This is a genomic window from Halorubrum sp. F4 (assembly GCF_027257195.1).
Classification (GTDB): Archaea; Halobacteriota; Halobacteria; order Halobacteriales; family Haloferacaceae; genus Halorubrum.
In genome coordinates, this window is sequence record NZ_JAPDFS010000006.1 from 43,463 (window position 1) to 62,292 (window position 18,830).

Below are 18,830 nucleotides of genomic sequence, written 5' to 3' on the forward strand. Positions count from 1 at the left end.
GTATTATCCTGTCCGGCGTCGCCGATCCCGGCCAGCGGACCGAGACGGTCCGGCACCGCTCCCGCCCTCCCGCTGCCTCACGTCGACGCGTTCACGTCGACGCGTCGGCGCTGACGACGTCCCACTCCGAGGGGTCGACGACGGACGCCTCGAGGGCGTCGTGTTCGGGGTACGCCGTGAAGACGAGGTACTCGGCCCGCCCGTCGAGGTACTCGACGAGCGTCGAGAGGTTCCCCGCGGAGAGGCCGCCGAGCCGGTCGAGAAGCAGGACCGGCACGTCCTCGCCGACCTCGAACGCCTCGTGACCGGCCAGCGCGGCGACGATCCCGAGCAGTTCCAGCTCCCCCTCGCTCAGCGCGTCGAGCGAGGCGGTCCGCCCGTCGCGCGCGACGACCAGTTCGAACTCGCTCGTCAGCCGTGCGGTCTCGAAGCTCGTGTCGAACCGGTCGAGGAGGTCGGCGATCGCCCCGTCGAACGCCTCCCGCGTCCGGCGTTTCATCTCCGTCTTCCGGTTCCGCAACGTCTCGATCTCCTCGCTCAGCGCCTCCCGCTCGTCCGCCAGCGTGGAGCGTTTGTCGGCGCGACGCTCCAGGTCCTCCAGCTCCTCGCGGCGCTCCTCGAGTTCGGTCTCCACCCGCGCGAGCTCGCTCGCGACGTCGGCGACCTCCTCGTCCCGCTCGGCGACCGTCTCCTCGAGCGACTCGATCCGCTCGTCGAGCTCGGAGCGGTGGTCGCGCGCGGATTCGAGACTCTCCGCTCTGTCGGCCAGTTTGGCCTCGAGATCGCCGATCCGGCGGTCGAGCTCGTCGCGGCGCTGCGTCGCGTTCCGGATCCGGTCGCGACGGGACTCGAGCTCCTCCACGCGGTCGTCGTACTCGGCTCGCTCGGCCGTGAGCTCGGAGATTCGGTCGCTGAGCGCCTCGAGATGCTCGCGGAGGGTCTCCTCGTCGGTCTCGGTGCCGCAGAGCCAACACGCCACGTCGTCGCCGAGTAGCCCCCGGTCGCGGTCGGTGAGCAGTTCCACGCGCCCCTCCGTCAGCACGCGCCGGTTCGCCGAGTAGACGGCGCGCAGGAGCTCCACGTCGGTCCGGATCGACTCCCGACGGTCGCGGATCCGCGAGAGCTCATCGCTCACGTCCTCCTCTGGGACGGTGAGCGACTCGCGTTCCTCCCGGAGCTCCGACAGCGTCCCCTCGATGCGATCGACCGCGTCGGACAGGCGGTCGACGCGTCGATCGGTTCGGGAGCGTTCCGCGCGCAGGCGGCTCAGCTCCTCGCGTTCGGCCTCCTCGCCGTCCCCGTCGTCGGCATCCGCGAGGGAGTTCCGGCGCTCGGTCAGCTCCGCGAACCGGTCGTCGAGCCGGGTCACCTCCTCTTGAACCGACGGAAGCCGGCTCGCTGCGTCCTCGGCGTTCGACAGCTCGGCGTCGACGCTCGAGCGCTCGGACCGGAGCTCCGCGATCCGTTCCTCGATGTTCTCGAACTCCAGCGGTTTGGTCAGGAGGTCCGCGAGGTCGTCGCCGCGCCGGACCGCGTCCCGGATCGCGTTGTCCTCGTCGAGAAACGCGTACAGGTCCGCCCGGATCCGGTCGTACTCGTCCTCGAGCAGTCCGGATCCGCGAGTGACGACGGTTCCGTCACGTCGCTCGAGTTCGACCGTGTAAGCGTCGTCGGGAGTCTCGAGTTCGACCCGTCCCGCGTCGGCCCCCTCTGTAAGGGGGGTCGCCGTCCCCATGGCCGTCTCGATCGCCTGGAGGAAGCTCGATTTCCCCTGCCAGTTCGTGGCGCGCACCACGTTGTTCCCCGGATCGATCCTCGCGGATCCCCGACGGATGCCGGCGACGTTCTCGATCGTGAGATCCCAACCCATAGCGGCCCTTCGTAGGGGTCGCGTTAAGTTTTACTACTCCGGAACCCGACGGTCGGGCAAGCGATGGCACGAGTACGGCGGATCGACCGGGCGGACGGGCGTCCGGTTCCCGGAAACGAAGCGACACGCCCGGCGGGACGAGCGCTCACCGCATGAGTTGTAAGATCGACGCCGCGATCGAGGAGTACGGGGTCGACGTCGCCCAGCCGGAATACGACGACGTCGACGACTACCTGCTCCGACGGTGGCGGGGCGACGACGGTCGGCCGGCCGACGGCTACCGGACGCTCACCGACTGGTTCAACAAGCGGCTGCTCAAGCGGGTGTACGACGACCACAACCGCGCGGCGACCGGGGTTCGGCTCGACGGCGAGTACGAGGCGTTGCGGTCCGACGACGACCTCGTCCGCCGGGAGGTCGCCGACGACCTCCGGGGAGAGGGCATCGACGTCGAGGCGCTGACCGCGAGCATGCCCTCGTGGAGCACGATGCGACACCACCTGAAGGACTGTCTCGACGGAGCGAAGCCGACGGAGACGGCGACGTCGGAGTGGGAACTCGAGAGCGTTCGGATCGCCGCCGACCGCGCCGCGGAGAAGGCCGAGAAGGCGGTCGGGTCGCTGGCGTCGAAGGGGGAACTGGTGGACGGCGAGACCGCCGAGGTCGACGTCGACGTCCAGTTGACCTGTCCCGTCTGTCACGTCCGAACCCCGTTCCGCGAGGCCGTCGACCGCGGGTACGTCTGTCGAGAACACGCGGAGAGCCGAGCCGAAGGCGACCCGAAGCCGATCGAGGGTCGGACCGACTAGGACCGAGAACGGACGGACCGGTCGCCGCCGCGCGTCAGTCGAAGTCGGGGCGGCGTCCCTCGAGGAACGCCTCGACGCCCTCGCGGTGGGCGTCGGTGTCGTACGCGAGCGTCTGAAAGTGGGCCTCGCGCCGGAGCCCGTCGTCGATCGACCGTCCGAGGTTCTCGTGGATGGCCTCCTTCGCCAACGCGAGGTTCTCGGTCGGGCGGGCGGCGAGCGTCTCGAGTAGGTCGTCGACGGTCGCCTCGAGTTCGCCGTCGGGCGCGACCTCGTTTATCAGATCGAGCGCCGCGGCGCGTTCGGCGTCGATCAGCTCGCCGGTAAAGGCGAGCTCCTTGGCGGTTCTGAGCCCGACGAGTCGGGGGAGCGTCACGGTTCCGCCGAGGTCGGGGACGAGGCCGACGTTGATGAACGACGCGTCGAACCGCGCGTCGGAGGCGGCGTACGCGAAGTCCGCGGCCGCGACGAGCGAGAGCCCCGCGCCGACCGCGTCGCCGTTCACCTTCGCCACCACGGGCAGCGGCGCGGAGAGGATCGCCTCGGCGACCCGGCCGAGCGTCCCTCGGACCCGATCGTACGCCTCCCGGGCGCTCTCCTCCCGCTCGGCCATCGCCTGAATGTCCCCGCCCGCACTGAACGCGTCGCCCGTGCCGGTTATCACGACGGCGTCGAGCGAATCGGGGTCGAGATCCTCGAGCACGCCCGCCAGTTCACGGGCGACGTCGGCGGTGAGCGCGTTCTTCGAGTCGGGGCGATCGAACGTGACGTGTCTGACGGCGTCCTCGTCGCGAACGTGCATGTGCGTACCGTCCGACCGGCGCGTATATATGGGTTGCCGGTCCGGAACGGCGGGCGGGAACGCTCGGGGAAGAAACATCGGAATAACATTATATATGGAGAAAATATATGATTTGAAATATAATTATTCAAGTAGCGTGAATAGAGTACACCTAAAGTACTATAAGCAGTTTTGAAGTCCGCTTTCCAGAGATTCGAGATATCGTTGATGCCGACTAGATATCGTTCCTATCGTACATTTAACGGGTTTATATCCCTATTCGTTCGAAATTGACGGACCATAGGATATACAATTATATTGGTAGTAAGCATATATGATCAGAATTACTATATTAATGAGGTCGTGAACGGCGACGCTCGACGGCGATCGGAGGCGAACGACGAGATCCGGGAGACGAAACGTTGAAACGCCGTTCGGGCGAATCACGGGTATGGAACTGCGGGTAATCGAGAAGACCGACACGGAACTCCGCATCGAGATCGCCGGCGAGGACCACACGTTCATGAACGTGCTGAAGGGCGCGCTGTTGGAGACCGAGGACGTCGCCGCCGCGACCTACGACGTGAACCCCGAGCAGTCCGGCGGCCAGACCGACCCCGTACTCACGGTGAAATCCGAGTCCGGAGACCCCCTCGATGCCGTCGAGGAGGCGGCGACGGCGATCACGGACCGGACGACCGCGCTTCGCGACGCCGTCACGGCGGCCTGAACGCGTCGGTCGCCCCGTTCTCCCCGATCTCCCACGTTCTATCGACTCTCGTTTCGGCCGATCGGCCGCGAGCCCCGAGGGGCCATAGCTAAGTAGCGAGTCACCGATCGTGGAGGTATGCCGCCGAGCGTACTCATGTTAGGATGGGGGTATCCGCCGAACGTCACCGGCGGGTTGGACGTCCACGTCGGGGAGCTGTTCTCCGGACTGCGAGACGAGTTCGACGTCGACGCCAAGCTGGTGTTGCCGGCGGAGCTGGCGCCCGAAGACGAGCCGGGACTGGAGGGCGTCGAGACCGGCGAGGGCGACGTCGCGACCCGAGTGGGGCGTCTCAGCGACCGCTTCGTCGAACTCGCGCCGGACTACGACGTGATCCACACCCACGACTGGTTCGGGTACGGGCCGGGACGGGAGGCGTCGCGAGCCTCGGACGCGACGTGGGTGTCCTCGTTCCACTCGCTGGCGAGCGACCGGAACATCGACCCGCCCACGCGCGAGGTCGAGACGGAGCGCCGGCTCGCGAACGCCGCGGACACGAACATCGCCGTGAGCGAGATAGTCCGCGAGGACATCCGGGAGCTGTACGGGGCCGACTCCCGCGTCGTCTACAACGGCTTCTCGACGCCGAAGTTCTCCGGGAAGGACGTCCGCGAGGACCTCGGGATCGACGGCGAGATGCTGTTCTTCGTCGGGCGACACACCGACCAGAAGGGGATCTCACACCTGCTGTACGCGATGAAGAAGCTCCGCGGACGCGACGTCACGCTCGTCGTGGGCGGCTCCGGCCACCAGACGGAACAGCTGAAGCGGTTCGTCGAGCTGGTGGGCATCGAGGAGAAGGTGGAGTTCGTGGGCTACGTCCCCGAGGCGGAACTGGGCGACTACTACGCCGCGAGCGACGCGTTCGTCTCCCCCTCCTTCGCCGAGCCGTTCGGGATCACGATCACGGAGGCGCTCGAGGCGGGCACGCAGGTCGTCTCGACGCGATGTGGCGCGGCGGAGATCCTCCCCGATGGGTGTCTGATCGAGGTCACCCCGGACTCGGAGTCGATCGTCGACGGGCTGGCGGCCGCGCTCGACCGGGAGTCGCCGCCGGAGTACGAGCGCCGCGACTGGTCGGCGGTCGCCGAGGACACGCTCGCGGTCTACGAGGACGTGGCCTGAACGGGTCGACCGGCGACCCTCCTACTCCTCCCGGAACACGTCGATCTCGGTCACCGGCTCCGGATGCCGAACCCGGAAGCCGTCCGCCGTCTCGATCACCCCGCGGGTGCTCTCGACCGCTCCACGATACGGGGTACCGTCGTCCTCGCGGGCCGCCGCGCCCTGGTACGGCGAGGTGTACGGTGAGGCGTACGACGACTCCGAGACCGGCTCGTCGAAGTCCTCCGGCGGGAGGTAGATCCGTTCACCGCCCGGCGATCGGACGACGACGGCCACGTCACGCGTCCCGGTCACCTCGATGACGGTCCGCTCCGCCGTGACGCGAGTGTCGATCCCGACCTCGCTCGTCTCGATGTCGGCCATGTGCCCCCCTGCGGACGGGAACGGTTTAGCTGTGCCGGACGTGCGGACGCTCCGCTCGATCGCGGATCGGGACCCCCGGGTGAACCCTTTTGTGCGGTCGCGTCGAACTCGCGACCGATGGACGTCAACAGCCATGCCGAGGAGCTCGCCTCCGACCTCGGCGTAGACAAGGCGGAGGTCAAAGCGGACCTGGAGAACCTACTCGAGTACAGCGTCCCGATAGACGAGGCCAAACAGAGCGTCCGCCGGAAGCACGGCGGCGGGGGCGGCGGATCGAGTCCGACGCCCGAGTCGGTCGATCTCGCCGAGATCACGACCGACCACGGCAACGTCACGGTCACCGTCCGGGTGCTCACTCGCGGCACCAGAACGATCCGATACCAGGGCGACGACCTCACGATACGGGAGGGCGAGCTCGCCGACGGAACCGGAACGATCTCCTACACCGCCTGGCAGGACTTCGGGTTCGAGCCGGGCGACTCGCTGACGATCGGCAACGCGGGCGTCCGCGAGTGGGACGGCGAGCCCGAACTCAACCTCAACGAGTCGACGACGGTCGCGATCGCCGAGGACCCGGTCGCGGTGGACCACGAGGTCGGCGGCGACCGCGACCTCGTCGAGATCGCCGCGGGCGACCGCGGCCGCAACGTGGAAGTCCGCGTCCTGGAGGTCGAGGAAAAGACGATCTCCGGACGCGACGGCGAGACGGAGATCCGCGAGGGCATCGTCGGCGACGAGACCGCGAAGCTCCCCTTCACCGACTGGGACCCGCGCCCGGAGATCGAGCCGGACGCGGACCTCCGGATCGAGGACGTGTACGCTCGCGAGTTCCGCGGAGTTCCGTCGATCAACCTCACCGAGTTCACGACGGTGACGCCGCTCTCGGAGCCCGTTTCGGTCGCCGAGAGCGCGCCGCGGCTCTCGGTCGCGGAGGCGGTCGCCTCCGGCGGCATGTTCGACGTCAAGCTCGTCGGGAACGTCCTCGAGGTGCGCGACGGCTCGGGACTCATCGAGCGCTGCCCGGAGTGCGGTCGGGTGACCCAGAACGGCCAGTGTCGGAGCCACGGCGAGGTCGACGGCGAGGACGACCTCCGCGTGAAGGCGATCCTCGACGACGGCACCGACACCGTCACGGTCGTGCTCGACGACGATCTCACGGCCGAGGTGTACGGCGGCGGGCTCGACGAGGCGCTCGCGGCCGCGAAGGACGCCATGGACAAGGACGTGGTCGCGGAGTCGATCGCGGACACGCTCGTGGGCGGTGCCTATCGCATCCGCGGGAGCCTCTCGGTCGACGAGTACGGCGCGACGCTCGACGCGACCGCCTTCGAGGAGGCCGACGACGACCCCGCGGAGTCCGCCCGCGCGGCCCTCGCGGAGGTGGGCCGATGAGCGACGACGGGCCGGGCACCCGCGAGGTCGCCCACCGGCTGTTCGCCGCGGAGTTCGACGACGCCTCGCTGTCGTACTCCGAGAGCGACGAGGAGCGAGCCCCGAACTACGTCGTGACGCCGACGGGCGCGCGGGTCAACCGGCTGTTCGTCGCGGGCGTGCTCACCGAGGTCGAGCGCGTCAACGACCGGACGAGCCGCGGTCGAGTGGTCGACCCGTCGGGCGCGTTCGTGACGTACGCCGGCCAGTACCAACCCGACGCGCAGGCGTTCCTCGAGCGCGCCGAGACCCCCGCGTTCGTCGCGCTGACGGGCAAGGCCCGGACGTTCGAGCCGGAGGACTCCGACCGGGTGTTCACCTCCGTCCGCCCCGAGAGCCTCAACGAGGTCGACGCCGACGTTCGCGACCGGTGGGTGGTCTCCGCGGCCGAGCGAACCCTCGACCGGCTCGCCGTCCTCGAGCGGGCGCTCGCGTCGGACCTCCGCGGCGACGACCTTCGGCGCGCGCTCGAGGCCGGCGGCGCGTCCGCGTCGCTGGCGGCGGGGATCCCGAAGGCGATCGCCCACTACGACACGTCCCCCGCGTACGTCGAGGCGATCCGGCGGCTCGCGGTCGACGCCCTGGAGCTGATCGCCGGGGAACGAGACGACGTCCGCGCGCCCGAGATCGCTCCCGACGGCGACGGCGACGCGACGATCGGTCCCTTGCCGGACACCGACGTGCGGATCGAACCGCCGGCGACTCACGAAACGAGCGAGCCGGCGACCGAGTCGACGAGCGACGACGCGGAACCGACGGAAACGCGGGACGAGGGGGCTGCCGATCCGGCCGGCTCGGTCGACGTATCGGACGATCCGACGATCGACGACGCAGGATCGGACGGATCCGTACCCGACGCATCCACGGCGACCGAACCGCTCGACGACGGAACGGAGGGCGACGCCGTCGGTGCTGGCGGCGCTGACGATGCCGGCGATGCTGGCGATGCCGGCGACGAGATCGGCGACCTCGGCGATTCCGTCGGGTCCGGTGCGCTCGACGATCCCGACGATCCGGCCGACACCGACGACGAAACCGGCCTCGGGGACTTCGATGACGACGGGATCGGCGGCGGTGGGGTCGACGGCGGCGAGGTCGACGACGGCGGAACCGACGACGATGCGGATCCGGAGACGACGGCTCCCGATGCCGCAGACGAGATGTACGAACTCGACGATGCGGAGCGCGAGGAGATCGAGTCGGAGTTCGGGACCGACTTCGCGACCGGATCCGAGGTCGACGATCCGGGGGAGGCCGACATCGACGTCCCCGGGCCCGAGGACTCGCCCGAGGGCGTCGAAGTCGACGAAGGGGACGGGACCGCGGCCACCAGCGACGACGACGGATCGGGATCCGTGGGCGACGACGACGGAGGAAGCGGGGACGACGCGGCCGGAAGCGAGGACGTCGACCTCGAGGCCGCGGCCGTCGAGACGATGGAGGCGCTCGACGACGGCGACGGCGCGGACCGCGAGGCGGTCGTCGAGGCGGTCGCGTCCGAACACGGCGTCGACCCCGAGGCAGTCGAGGACGCCGTCCAGGACGCGCTGATGGGCGGCAAGTGTTACGAGCCGGGCGACGGGTTGCTCAAGGCGATCTGATGGCCACGGTCGAGCCGGTCGTCGACGAGCCGGCGGCCGTCGCCGACCTCGGAACGGAGCGGGCGCTGCTCGTCGCGGACGTCCATGCCGGCATCGAGGCCGGCCTCCGCTACGAGCGCGGCGTGGAACTCGAGAGCCACGCCGACGAGCGCCGCGACCGGCTGTGCTCGCTGATCGACGGAACCGACGCCGACCGGCTCGTGGTCCTCGGCGATCTCGCACACCGGATCGGCGCGCCGGAGGGCGACGAGCGCGAGGAGCTGGAGACGCTCGTGTCGGCGGTCACGGACCGCGTTCCGCTAACGCTGGTCGAGGGGAACCACGACGCGGGCGTCGCGGAGGCGTTCGCCGACGAGATCGACGTGGTCGCGTCCGAGGGCGGCCTCCTGAGGGAGGGAACCGGTTCGAACGCCGGCACGTCCGACCTCGCCGTCCTCCACGGTCACACCAGGCCCGACCCGACGCTCCGGTCCGCGGACGTGATCTGTATGGGCCACGAACACCCGCAGGTCAGACTCGAGGACGCCGTCGGCGGATCCAGAACCGAGCGCGCGTGGCTTCGCGGCCCGTTGAAACCGTCCGTCTTCTGCGACGAAAGAGACTCGGACGGCGACGAACGGAGATCCGTGGATTCGACCCCCGAACTCGTCGTGTTCCCGGCGTTCAACGAGCGCTCCGGAGGAACGTGGATCAACGTCGAGGAAGGATCGTTCCTCGCGCCGTTCCTCCCGAAAGGGCTCGCCGCCGGGGACGCGTACCTCCTCGACGGAACGCGACTCGGGGACTTTCGGCGGATCTGACCCGTCCGATCCGCCCGCGTCGTCGCTCCCGTCGATTCATTCGACGGGGTCGTCCGAGAGCGGCCAGTCGTCGTCGACCGCCGCGACCCGGTCGGTCGGCGTCCGCGCGTTCCGGTAGAGGTGCTCGAGGTTCTCCAGCGTGCGGTCGACGTCGAACCGCTCGACCGCGCCGCGCGTGTCGCGGTCGGTCGAGAGACACGCCTCGATCGCCTCGATCATCCCCGCGAGGTCGCCGCGTTCGAATCGCTCGCCGTTGTCGGGGGCGATCGTCTGGTCGAACGGCGGAACGTCGGCGGCGGCGACCGGGGTTCCGCAGGCGTTCGCCTCGAGCGTGGACAGCCCCAGCGTGTCGCCGGTCGAGGCCGTGACGAACGCGTCGATGGAGGAGTAGAAGGTCGGGAGGTCCTCCCGGGGGAGGAAATCGCGGAGCTCCGCGTTCTCCGGCGCGTCGCGCTCGAGCGCCTCGCGGCGTGGTCCCTCGCCGACGATGACGAACCGGTACTCGGGGAGCTTCCGGGCGGCCCGGAGTACCTCCTCGACGTTCTTCTCCATGCTGAGCCGGCCGCTGTAGCCGATCACGGTCCGGTCGGGATACCAGTCCTCGGCGGTCGGTTCGAAGAAGTCCATGTCGATCCCGACCGGGAGCGGGACGTGTTCGACGTCTCGGTCGATCCGCTTCGTCGAGGCGGTCACGACGTCGAACGTCCGGAGGAAGGCGTTCTCGAACGGGACGTACAGCCGCGAGAGGGCCGCCGCGACCGACGCAACGCCGACGCTCTGGTGGAAGTACTCCTCGAGCGGCGTGTGGTGGGTGTATATCGACGGGAGGTCGTGTTTCCGGGCGTAGTACCGTCCGAGCATCCCGACCGGGGCGGGGCCGTGACAGTGGACCACGTCGAGCTCCGGCAGCGTCGAGAGGCGGCGGTACGTCGGGATGCGGTATCCCTTATAGAACGGGTTCGGTAGGGACCTGACCGGGATCTCCCGCTCGTCGGGCTCGTAGTCGCCGTCCGGATAGATCACGTACACCTCGTGGCCCCGCGCCTCGAGCTCCTCGCGCCAGAGGTCGATGGTGTAGGTGACGCCGTCGATCCCGGGGAAGTAGCTGTCGGTGAAGAAGCCGATCCGCACTCAGACCACCTCCTCGTACAGCGACCGGTATCGCTCCGCGACCGTCTCGAGCGCGAACTCCCCGCTCCGCTCCGCCGCGTTCGTTCCGAGTCGCTCGCGGAGGTCGGGGTCCGCGAGCCGCTCTATCGCCTCGACGAAGGCGTCGACGCCGGCGTCGGCCGGGGTCTTCAGACACTCCCGGCCGTCCTCGAGCCACGAGAACGTCTCGATGTCGCGGACGACGGCGGGCTTCCCGGCCGTCATCGCCTCGAGCAGGGCGATCCCCTCGTTCTCCTCGTGGGTCGGGAAACAGAAGACGTCGCCGGCGGCGTATGCCCCCCGAATATCGTCGACGTAGCCGGTGAACGTACAGTTCTCCGGCGACTCCTCGATCAGCGCCGTCGTCTCCCGACCCTTCAACGAGAGGTCGAGCGGGCCGAACCACGCGAAGTCGACGTCGGGCATCCGGCGGGCCGTCTCGACGAACGTCTCGAGGCCCTTGCGTTTGATCACGTGGCCGACGAGGAAGACGACCGGCTCCTCGAGGTCGTACCGATCGCGGTAGGTCGCCTCCAGCTCCTCGAAGCCCGCGAGCTTCTCGCGGTCGACGCCGTTCGATATCACCGTCGTCGGCACGTCGGTGTACGACTCGATCACGCCGCGGTTGTACTCGGAGGGGCAGACCAGCGCGTCCGCGAGCCCGTACACCCGCTCGAGGTACGGTCGGAGCGGCTTCGCGAGCGCGTTCGTAAAGCGGAAGCTGTCCCCGAAGTCCTCCGCGGTGACGTGGGTGTTCGCGACGACCGGCACCCCTCGGCGGGTCGCGCGTCGCGCGTACCACGCCGATCGGGGTCCGAGCAGGTTACAGTGGAACACGTCGGCCTCGAGCGTCGGCTCGGTCGTGTACTCGATCCCGAGTCGGTCGAGCATCTTCCGCTGGTGGACGACGGACTCGCGGATCCCCCCGGTGACCCGCGACTCGAACTCGAAGTAGTGGCTGACCTTCATGGTCCGGCGGTCACTGCACTTCGAGCCACGGCACCTCCATCAGCGGCGGGATGTGCGTCTCGATGTGGTGCTCCCAGACGCCCTCCTCGCCGAAGGCCTCCCCGTGGTCGGCGGTGACGACGACCGTCCCGTCGAGCTCGTCGACCAGGTCGGCGACCGACTCCAGGGCGATCCGGAGGTTCTCCTCGTACAGCCGGAGCGCGGTGACTCGCGTGCCGTCCGCAAGGAGGTCGGCGGGATCGAGCTCCAGCCACAGCCCGGCCTTCTGGGCGAACTCGCTGTCGTCCAGCCGGCTCTCGATCTTCGGCCGGATCGAGTCGCTGATCGAGGAGAGGAGTCCGTCGTCGTCGACGTCGCCGTCGTCACCCGCCTCCGCTTCCTCCTCCTGGCGTTTGATCCCCTTCTGGATCTGTTTGAGCTTCTGGCCCTTCCCCCGCGAGAGGTACGGTGCGTGCGGCTGCATGTAATGGAGTACGGTGCGGTCCGCGCGTTCGACCGCTCCCCGGTTGTTCCGGAACGCCTCCGCGATTCCTTCCGGCGGAACCGTCCCGAGCTCGTCGTCCCAGCCGGTCTTCCAGACGTCGTGAATGTCGGAGATGTGTTCGGAGGCGGTCCACTCGTAGTCACAGCTCGCGCCCCACTTGAGCTCGTTCAGCGGGATCCCCAGGTCGTTGATGAAGGGGTTCCCCGAGAAGTAGGCGATGTCGTGGTCGCCCGTGAACGTCCGATAGGCCCACTCCGGCGTCGAGGAGCCGACGCTCCAGCGCTTCTCGAGGTCACCGTCGAGGTACTCGTCGTACACGTCCTCGAACACGTCGTACCGACACGCATCGAGCACCAGACAGTAGTCCCACTCCGATTCGAGGAAACGCTGATCTTCCATCGGTTGCGGGTACGTTTCGGATCGACCGTTGTATTCTTATTGGTCTGCGGGTCTCGGAGAGCAGTCTGCGGGTCTCGGAGCGTCGTCGGTCGCGTCCAGCGGTCCGTTCCGGACCACGGCTGCCGAGCGGAACCCGCCGCTCGCAACCCGACCGAGTGCGCCCGATCAGACGATTCAAGTTCGCTACCGCGGAAGGGTGGGCATGGCCGACGGCAACCGCCGCGCGCTGCTTCTCGGGTCGATCGCGGCGGCCGCCGTCCTCGGGATCCTGCTCTACCTCGTCGGCGCGGGGGAGGTCGTCGACACGCTCCGGTCGGCCGACCCCACGTTCGTCGCGGCGACGGTCGGATTCGCGCTCTGCTGGCTGGCCGCGTGGAGCCTGATGCTCCGGACCGTCCTCGGTTCGCTCGACGTCTCGATCCCGGTCGTCACGTCCTTTTTCGTCTACGCCGGCGCGGTGTTCGCGAACAACGTCACCCCGTTCGGCCAGGCCGGCGGGGAGCCCGTCGCCGCGCTGCTCATCTCGAAGGTATCCGACTGTCGATACGAGACGGGCCTCGCCGGCATCGCGAGCGTCGACGTGCTCAACGTGATCCCGTCGCTCTCCCTCGTCTTCGTCGGCGTCGGCTACTACGCGACCATCGCCGCCGTCGGCGAGCGTCTCGAGACCGCGGTTACCTCGGCGGTCGTCCTCGTCGGGGGGATCGTCGTCGCGATCGCCGTCGTCTGGCGGTACCGCGAGACGCTCTCCGACCGCGTTCCGGGGATCGTCGCCCCGTGGGTCGGACGGCTCGGGCGCGGACGCTACGACGCGGCGAGCCTCGAGTCGGATCTCGCGGGACGATTGGACCGGTTCTTCGCGGACATCGAACGCGTGGGGACGAACCGTCTCCGGCTGTCGGCCGTCGTCGGGCTGTCGCTCCTGGGATGGCTCGCGCAGGCGGTCGCGCTGACCGCGGCGTTCGCGGCGGTCGGCCACGCGATCCCGCCGTACGTCGTGCTCTTCGCGATCCCGCTCGCGAACCTCGCCGGCGCGACGCCGATGCCGGGCGGGCTCGGCGGGATCGAGGCCGCCTACGTCGCGCTGCTCGTGCCGACCACGGGGATCGAGGCGTCGGCGATCACCGCGGCCGTGCTCGTGTTCCGCGGCGGCACATACTGGGTCCCCGTCGTGATCGGGGGGATAGCCACGTCCACCCTCGGCGTTCGGGCGGTGCGGTAAGGCGAGGGAGGTGGTACCGGAGCGTTCGTGGGTCGCTCATCGAGTGATCCGACGGAAGCGGTCGACGATCCGGTCAGGCGTGTCGCGGGGGCCGAGGGCCCGTCCGGCCAGGTACAACGGTAGCCCGACGACCGACCCGACCGCGAGCAACGAGACGGCGACGCCGACTGCGAAGATCCCCGCCAGGACCGCCAGGCCGCCCCCCGAAACGACGAGCAACGCCGTGAACGCGACCGCCGCGAGCGGGAGCGTCGCGATCCCGACCCCGACGACCACCCGTTCCCGACGGTTCGCCGCCACGCCGAGCGGGAACGACCAGGCCGCCACGTAACTCAGCAGGAACCGAACGTCCACGAGTCGCTCGATGACCGGCGGCCCGGCCACCGGACCGCCCGGCGGTGGCCCGAGCGGCAGCGCCACGACGACCGCGAACCCGAGCCCCGCCGACCCGAGCGCCGTGGAGAAGCGGATCGGTGCCGGGTCGCGTCCGGCGTCGTCCGACGCCGGACCGTTCGCCGCCGTCCCGATCACGCTGGCACCGACGACGGCAGTGAGCACGCCCACGAGGTCAGTCTCGAACATCCGGGCGGCTTCACCCGGATACAGTCCGAGCACCGAGGAGTGAGCGAACAGTCCGGCGAGGTCCACGACGCCCGTTCGGAGCGCGAACCCCAGAGCGATCCAGCCGAGGCTGACGAGGATCAGGACGCCCCCGACCCGACCCCGACCCGCGACGGAACCGCCGTGTACGTCGTCGGTTTCCATGGAGGGCATACGCCCACGGTTTCGCGCCCGCGACAAGTGTCTTCGGCCGGACCGCCCGTCGCGGATACCCCTCCGACGCGGTCGACGTGGACCTCGCCTACTCGACCGGCCGGAACCGGAACCCGTCCCATGCCTGGCTCTCGGGCTCGCGGATCCCCGCGCCGGGCTCGCGGAGCTCGTCGACGTAGACGGGTTCGACGCGGTCACCGATGACGACGTCGAACGCCTCCCCGTCCGGGTCGGCCGGGTCGGCCGCGATCCCTCCCAGTGCGCGGACCGGCGGACCGTCGTATTCCGGTCCCATCTCGAACTCGACTATCGCGAGCGTGTTGGGTGCTCGGACGCCGGGCGGCGTCGCCGTCGAGGTGGTCCACGTCACGACGCGCGCCTCACGTTCGCGGAGGTCCACGGTCCCGACCCGTTCCGCGCCGCCCGGCCCGACGGGATGGGGCGGATACGAGACGCTCCCGTCGGCGTACTCCGCGGCCTCGAAGGTCCGTTCGCCGGTCGCTTCCTGCGTCGATTCATCGGTCGGCTCGACGTCCGCGTTCGTGTCGCTCATTGGCTTCCCTCCAGGATCGCGGTGGTCACGCAGTTCCCGAACCCGCCGACGTTACACGCGAGGCCCGTGTCGGCCTCGACCTGCCGCGGGCCGGCGTCCTCGGTGACCTGCTTGTAGATCTCGTACACCTGTGCGACGCCGCTGGCCCCGAGCGGATGGCCCTTCGATTTGAGCCCGCCGGAGGTGTTGATCGGGAGCTCGCCGTCGCGGTCGGTGACGCCCTCCTCGACCGCCTTCCACCCCTCGCCCTTCTCGAAGAAGCCGAGGTCCTCGCTCTGGAGGAACTCGAGGATGGTGAACATGTCGTGGAGCTCCGCCACGTCGACGTCGTCGGGGCCGATTCCGGCCATGTCGTAGGCGATCTCCGAGGAGTCGACGACCCCGCCCATCGTGGTGGGGTCCGCGCGCTCGTGGACGACGTGGGTGTCCGTCGCGCCGCCGATCCCCGTGATCACCGCGTAGTCGTCGCCGTCGACGTACTCCTCCGCGACCGACTCGGGACAGAGGACGAGCGCGGCGGAGCCGTCCGTGATCGGACAGAAGTCGTACAGTCGAAGGGGATCGGCGACGACCGGCGACTCGAGGACGGTCTCGAGGTCGACCTCCTTGCGGAACTGCGCGTGCGGGTTGTCCACGCCGTTAGCGTGGTTCTTCACCGCGACCTTGCCGAGGCTCTCGCGGGGTGCGTCGTACTCGTCGAGGTAGAGGCGCGCCGTGAGCCCCGCGAACGAGGGGAGCGTCACGCCGTGTTTGTACTCGACGGGGTGGGTAAGCGAGGCGATCACGTCGGTCGCCTCCGCGGTGCTCCGGTGGGTCATCTTCTCGCCGCCGACCAACATCGTGAGGTCGCTCGCGCCCGAGGCGACCGACTGCCAGGCGGCGTAGACGCCCGCGCCGCCGGAGGAGGAGGTCTGGTCGATCCGGGCGGTGTAGGCGGGCGTGGCCGCGAGGTCGTGAGCGAGGGCGTTCGGGACGCCGGTCTGCCCCTCGAACTCGCCGCTGGCCATGTTCGAGACGTACAGGTGGTCGAGGTCGTCGCCGGCGATCCCGGCGTCGGAGAGCGCCGCCTCGCCCGCCTCCGCGAGCAGTTCCCGGACCCAGGCGTCGCGCTGCCCGAACCGGGTCATCGACGCGCCGACGATCGCTACGCGTTCCATGTTCACGGCTCACTCCCGGGTGGCAAAAACGTACCTCTCCGCGTCCGGTGCGTCCGGGGATCGAGTCGAGGATCACTCCGCACGTCGACCGGCGTGTCCCGGGTAGTCGCGTTCGAACCGCGACTCCAGTTCCTCGCGTTCGAGCCGGATGACGACCGGTCGGCCGTGCGGACAGGCGTAGGGGTTCTCACAGGCGTCGAGCCGGTCGAGGAGGTCGACGACGCGGCCCTCCGTGAGCGACGTGTTCCCCGTCACGGAGGGGTAACACGCGAGGTCCGCGAGCAGCTCGTCGACCACGTCGTCGACGGGCTCGTCCCCCTCGGCCGCGTCGTCGACCAGCGCCGAGAGAACGTCCCGGAGGAGTCCGGGATCGAGCGCGGCGTCGAAGACCGCGGGGACCGCCTCGACGACGACCTCGCGCTCGCCGGCGCGCTCGGCGCGGAAGCCCACACCCGACAGTTCCTCGAGGAACTCGCCGAACAGCGCGGCCTCCCGCGCCGTCAACTCGATCGTCACCGGCTCCGCAAGCGCCTGTGCGGGCGGACCGCCCGAGAACTCACGTCTGAGCCGCTCGTAGTTCACACGCTCGTCCGCGGCGTGCTGGTCGATCAACACCAGCCCGTCGGAGGCCTCCGCGACGACGTACGTGTCGTGGAGCTGGCCGAGCACGCGCAGCGACGACAGCGAGTCGTAGTCGCGCTCGTCGCTCGTCTCCTCGCCCGTGAGGGTGTGCTGGCTGGTCGCGGAGCGTCGGGATATCGGATCCGCGTCGGAGGTCGACGCGGTGTCGGAGACGGGATCGGAACCGGCGGCCGGACCGGAATCGGAGACGGAAGCGGAACCGACGGCCGGACCGGAGTCGACGACTCCCCCGTCGATTCCGTCCGAGAACGAACCGTCTTCGCCCGCTTCAGTTCTCGACTCCGCGTCATCGGACTGCCAATTCCGCGGAGAGGGGCCGTCGCCGCCGGAGAGGCCCGTCTCGTCGGTCGGATCAGCGTCCTCGTCCTCACGGCCCGGCTCTCCGTCGGGATCCTCGTCGCCGGCGAGCCCCTCGACCGCCCACGCGTCCTCGTCGTCCGGATCGAGCTCCGTCGCGGATCCGGTCGCCGTGGCGGGTTTCGTGGCGTCGTCGCCGCCGTTGCCGCGACCACCGTCCGCGTCGGCGTCGTCATCCACATCGGCGTCGCCGTCCGCGCCGGTGTCGCCGTCCACACGTTCACGTCGTCGGTCCGCGGTCCCCGCTCCGCCGACCACCTCGCCATCGACGGTCTCGGGGTCGATGTCGACCTCGTCGGGCGCGGATCGTCCGCGCGGCGCGGTCGACCGGATCAGGCCGTGATCGAGCAGTGCCGCCTCGACGGCCGACTCGACCGCGGACCTGACCTCCGCTTCCCGGTCGAACCGGACCTCCAGCTTCCGCGGATGAACGTTCACGTCCACCTCGTCGGGCGGCACCTCGACGAACAGCACCGCGAAGGGGTACCGATCGGGCGCGAGCTGGCCCCCGTACGCCTCGAGGACGGCCTCGCGGAGCGCGCTCGCCGTGACGTATCGATCGTTGACGTACGTCGCGAGGTAGTCCCGGGCCGACCGAGTCGTCTCCGGATGCGAGACGAGGCCGGTGACGCGTGTCACCGCCGGGCCTCTGCCCTTCCTCCCTTCACCCGTTTCCGCCGACGACGAGGGGTCCCAGTCGACCTCGACCATCGACTCCGCGACCTTCCGGCCGTAGACGGAAAGCACCGCCGAGCGGAGGTCGCCGTTTCCCTCGGTCGCGAACGTCTCGCGTCCGTCGTGTTCGAGCGAGACCGCCACGTCGGGGTTCGCGAGCGCGTACCCCGTGACCACCGTGTTGACGTGGTCGAACTCCGTGGTCACGCGCTTGAGGAACTTCTTTCGAGCCGGCGTGTTGAAGAAGAGGTCGTCGACCTCCACGGTGGTTCCGGTCGGGCACCCCGCGGGACGAACCTCGCCCACGTCGCCGCCCTCGACGGTGATCTCGGCACCGGCCTCGGCGCCCGGCGGCCGTGACCGGACGGTCAGCCGCGAGACCGCGCCGACGGTGTACAGCGCCTCGCCGCGGAACCCGAGCGTTCCGACGCCCGCCTCCAGGTCCTCGATGTCGGCGATCTTCGAGGTGGCGTGTTCGTCGACGGCCGCCTCCAGTTGGTCGGCCGGGATCCCGACGCCGTCGTCGCGAACGCGGATCCCCTCCGTGCCGCCGGCCTCGACCGAGACGGCGACGCGGCTCGCACCCGCGTCGAGACTGTTCTCGATCAGCTCCTTCACGACGCTGGCCGGCCGCTCGACCACCTCGCCCGCCGCGATCCGCTGGATCGTCCGCTCGTCCAACCGTTCGATATCGGGCGGCTCCATGGCTGCTCGTGGGTGGGGGAAGCGAGTACTTGAAACCGTCCCCGGCGATCGAACGGGCGATGTCGGTGCGGTGGCGTGCGCCGGTGAGCGCCCACCAGGGCGCGAGCCGCCCGCACGAGGGAGTTGCTGGCGCGGTTCCGCGCCAGCAACGAGGCTGGGGAGGCGTGAGGTGCGGGGCTGTGCGGTGCGGGGTGGGAC

At 69.5% G+C, this 18,830-nt stretch carries 17 protein-coding genes; 7 read left to right on the forward strand and 10 right to left on the reverse strand.

The genetic code is table 11. The features are described 5' to 3' along the window. Window positions 1–91: 91 nt before the first annotated feature. Window positions 92–1,870 carry an archaea-specific SMC-related protein gene (locus tag OKW78_RS13445; protein WP_281195672.1) on the reverse strand — a complete coding sequence of 593 codons (1,779 nt, stop codon included), beginning with the start codon at window positions 1,868–1,870 and terminating at the stop codon, window positions 92–94. 152 nt (window positions 1,871–2,022) lie between these two features. Between OKW78_RS13445 and rdfA the strand changes: the two genes are divergently transcribed. Continuing rightward, on the forward strand, window positions 2,023–2,679 hold the full coding sequence (rdfA, locus tag OKW78_RS13450; protein WP_281195673.1) for a rod-determining factor RdfA: 657 nt from the start codon (window positions 2,023–2,025) through the stop codon (window positions 2,677–2,679). A 34-nt stretch (window positions 2,680–2,713) separates the two neighbouring features. Here rdfA and OKW78_RS13455 read toward each other — a convergent pair whose 3' ends face one another. Then, window positions 2,714–3,478, reverse strand: a complete 765-nt coding sequence (locus tag OKW78_RS13455; protein WP_281195674.1) for an enoyl-CoA hydratase/isomerase family protein — start codon at window positions 3,476–3,478, stop codon at window positions 2,714–2,716. Between the two features lie 430 nt (window positions 3,479–3,908). Between OKW78_RS13455 and OKW78_RS13460 the strand changes: the two genes are divergently transcribed. Next, window positions 3,909–4,187: a DNA-directed RNA polymerase subunit L gene (locus tag OKW78_RS13460; RefSeq protein ID WP_281195675.1), complete on the forward strand. Its 279-nt coding sequence runs from the start codon at window positions 3,909–3,911 to the stop codon at window positions 4,185–4,187. 135 nt (window positions 4,188–4,322) lie between these two features. Then, window positions 4,323–5,351 carry a glycosyltransferase family 4 protein gene (locus OKW78_RS13465; protein WP_281195719.1) on the forward strand — a complete coding sequence of 343 codons (1,029 nt, stop codon included), beginning with the start codon at window positions 4,323–4,325 and terminating at the stop codon, window positions 5,349–5,351. A gap of 21 nt (window positions 5,352–5,372) precedes the next feature. Here OKW78_RS13465 and OKW78_RS13470 read toward each other — a convergent pair whose 3' ends face one another. Next, window positions 5,373–5,705 (reverse strand): hypothetical protein, encoded by a 333-nt coding sequence (locus OKW78_RS13470; protein ID WP_203227852.1) that lies wholly within the window; start codon window positions 5,703–5,705, stop codon window positions 5,373–5,375. Window positions 5,706–5,831: 126 nt separating this feature from the next. On the opposite strand from OKW78_RS13470, the gene OKW78_RS13475 reads away from it, so the two are divergent. The 3 genes from OKW78_RS13475 to OKW78_RS13485 are packed head-to-tail and all read left to right on the forward strand — an operon-like array spanning window position 5,832 to window position 9,546. Continuing rightward, the gene (locus OKW78_RS13475; protein WP_281195676.1) at window positions 5,832–7,106 is read left to right on the forward strand and encodes a Single-stranded DNA binding protein; all 1,275 of its coding nucleotides are present in this window, start codon (window positions 5,832–5,834) and stop codon (window positions 7,104–7,106) included. Next, window positions 7,103–8,746, forward strand: coding sequence for a hypothetical protein (locus tag OKW78_RS13480; protein WP_281195678.1), 1,644 nt, complete (start codon window positions 7,103–7,105; stop codon window positions 8,744–8,746). Before OKW78_RS13475 ends, OKW78_RS13480 begins: the two co-directional genes overlap by 4 nt. Next, on the forward strand, window positions 8,746–9,546 hold the full coding sequence (locus tag OKW78_RS13485) for a metallophosphoesterase (RefSeq protein WP_281195679.1): 801 nt from the start codon (window positions 8,746–8,748) through the stop codon (window positions 9,544–9,546). The genes OKW78_RS13480 and OKW78_RS13485 overlap by 1 nt, the downstream gene beginning before the upstream one ends. 36 nt (window positions 9,547–9,582) lie before the next feature. Here OKW78_RS13485 and OKW78_RS16930 read toward each other — a convergent pair whose 3' ends face one another. The 3 genes from OKW78_RS16930 to OKW78_RS13500 are packed head-to-tail and all read right to left on the reverse strand — an operon-like array spanning window position 9,583 to window position 12,547. Further along, window positions 9,583–10,677, reverse strand: a complete 1,095-nt coding sequence (locus OKW78_RS16930; RefSeq protein WP_281195680.1) for a glycosyltransferase — start codon at window positions 10,675–10,677, stop codon at window positions 9,583–9,585. Next, entirely contained in the window at window positions 10,678–11,664 is a 987-nt protein-coding gene (locus OKW78_RS13495) for a glycosyltransferase family 4 protein (protein ID WP_281195681.1), read from the reverse strand. Window positions 11,665–11,674: 10 nt separating this feature from the next. Continuing rightward, entirely contained in the window at window positions 11,675–12,547 is an 873-nt protein-coding gene (locus OKW78_RS13500) for a hypothetical protein (protein ID WP_281195682.1), read from the reverse strand. Window positions 12,548–12,749: 202 nt separating this feature from the next. On the opposite strand from OKW78_RS13500, the gene OKW78_RS13505 reads away from it, so the two are divergent. Continuing rightward, a complete protein-coding gene (locus OKW78_RS13505) occupies window positions 12,750–13,769 on the forward strand; it encodes a lysylphosphatidylglycerol synthase transmembrane domain-containing protein (protein ID WP_281195683.1) in 1,020 nt (339 codons plus the stop codon). A gap of 36 nt (window positions 13,770–13,805) precedes the next feature. On the opposite strand, the gene OKW78_RS13510 is transcribed toward OKW78_RS13505, so the two are convergent. The 4 genes from OKW78_RS13510 to mutL form a co-directional block, all read right to left on the reverse strand. Then, entirely contained in the window at window positions 13,806–14,543 is a 738-nt protein-coding gene (locus OKW78_RS13510) for a hypothetical protein (RefSeq protein WP_281195684.1), read from the reverse strand. An 88-nt stretch (window positions 14,544–14,631) separates the two neighbouring features. Then, entirely contained in the window at window positions 14,632–15,096 is a 465-nt protein-coding gene (locus OKW78_RS13515; protein WP_281195685.1) for an OB-fold domain-containing protein, read from the reverse strand. Beyond that, window positions 15,093–16,253: a thiolase family protein gene (locus OKW78_RS13520; RefSeq protein WP_281195686.1), complete on the reverse strand. Its 1,161-nt coding sequence runs from the start codon at window positions 16,251–16,253 to the stop codon at window positions 15,093–15,095. The genes OKW78_RS13515 and OKW78_RS13520 overlap by 4 nt, the downstream gene beginning before the upstream one ends. A gap of 72 nt (window positions 16,254–16,325) precedes the next feature. Further along, complete coding sequence (mutL, locus tag OKW78_RS13525; protein WP_281195687.1) at window positions 16,326–18,632, reverse strand: DNA mismatch repair endonuclease MutL; 2,307 nt, start codon at window positions 18,630–18,632, stop codon at window positions 16,326–16,328. Window positions 18,633–18,830: the final 198 nt, after the last annotated feature.

Excerpts from the sequence above, each read along its gene's own strand:
- OKW78_RS13455 (WP_281195674.1), bottom strand. The coding sequence starts at position 3,478 with ATGCACGTTCGCGACGAGGACGCCGTCAGACACGTCACGTTCGATCGC.
- OKW78_RS13480 (WP_281195678.1), top strand. The coding sequence starts at position 7,103 with ATGAGCGACGACGGGCCGGGCACCCGCGAGGTCGCCCACCGGCTGTTC.
- mutL (WP_281195687.1), bottom strand. The coding sequence starts at position 18,632 with ATGGAGCCGCCCGATATCGAACGGTTGGACGAGCGGACGATCCAGCGG.
- OKW78_RS13500 (WP_281195682.1), bottom strand. The coding sequence starts at position 12,547 with ATGGAAGATCAGCGTTTCCTCGAATCGGAGTGGGACTACTGTCTGGTG.
- OKW78_RS13475 (WP_281195676.1), top strand. The coding sequence starts at position 5,832 with ATGGACGTCAACAGCCATGCCGAGGAGCTCGCCTCCGACCTCGGCGTA.
- OKW78_RS13510 (WP_281195684.1), bottom strand. The coding sequence starts at position 14,543 with ATGCCCTCCATGGAAACCGACGACGTACACGGCGGTTCCGTCGCGGGT.
- OKW78_RS13460 (WP_281195675.1), top strand. The coding sequence starts at position 3,909 with ATGGAACTGCGGGTAATCGAGAAGACCGACACGGAACTCCGCATCGAG.
- OKW78_RS13495 (WP_281195681.1), bottom strand. The coding sequence starts at position 11,664 with ATGAAGGTCAGCCACTACTTCGAGTTCGAGTCGCGGGTCACCGGGGGG.
- OKW78_RS13485 (WP_281195679.1), top strand. The coding sequence starts at position 8,746 with ATGGCCACGGTCGAGCCGGTCGTCGACGAGCCGGCGGCCGTCGCCGAC.
- OKW78_RS13505 (WP_281195683.1), top strand. The coding sequence starts at position 12,750 with ATGGCCGACGGCAACCGCCGCGCGCTGCTTCTCGGGTCGATCGCGGCG.
- OKW78_RS13465 (WP_281195719.1), top strand. The coding sequence starts at position 4,323 with ATGTTAGGATGGGGGTATCCGCCGAACGTCACCGGCGGGTTGGACGTC.
- rdfA (WP_281195673.1), top strand. The coding sequence starts at position 2,023 with ATGAGTTGTAAGATCGACGCCGCGATCGAGGAGTACGGGGTCGACGTC.
- OKW78_RS13445 (WP_281195672.1), bottom strand. The coding sequence starts at position 1,870 with ATGGGTTGGGATCTCACGATCGAGAACGTCGCCGGCATCCGTCGGGGA.
- OKW78_RS13520 (WP_281195686.1), bottom strand. The coding sequence starts at position 16,253 with ATGGAACGCGTAGCGATCGTCGGCGCGTCGATGACCCGGTTCGGGCAG.
- OKW78_RS13515 (WP_281195685.1), bottom strand. The coding sequence starts at position 15,096 with ATGAGCGACACGAACGCGGACGTCGAGCCGACCGATGAATCGACGCAG.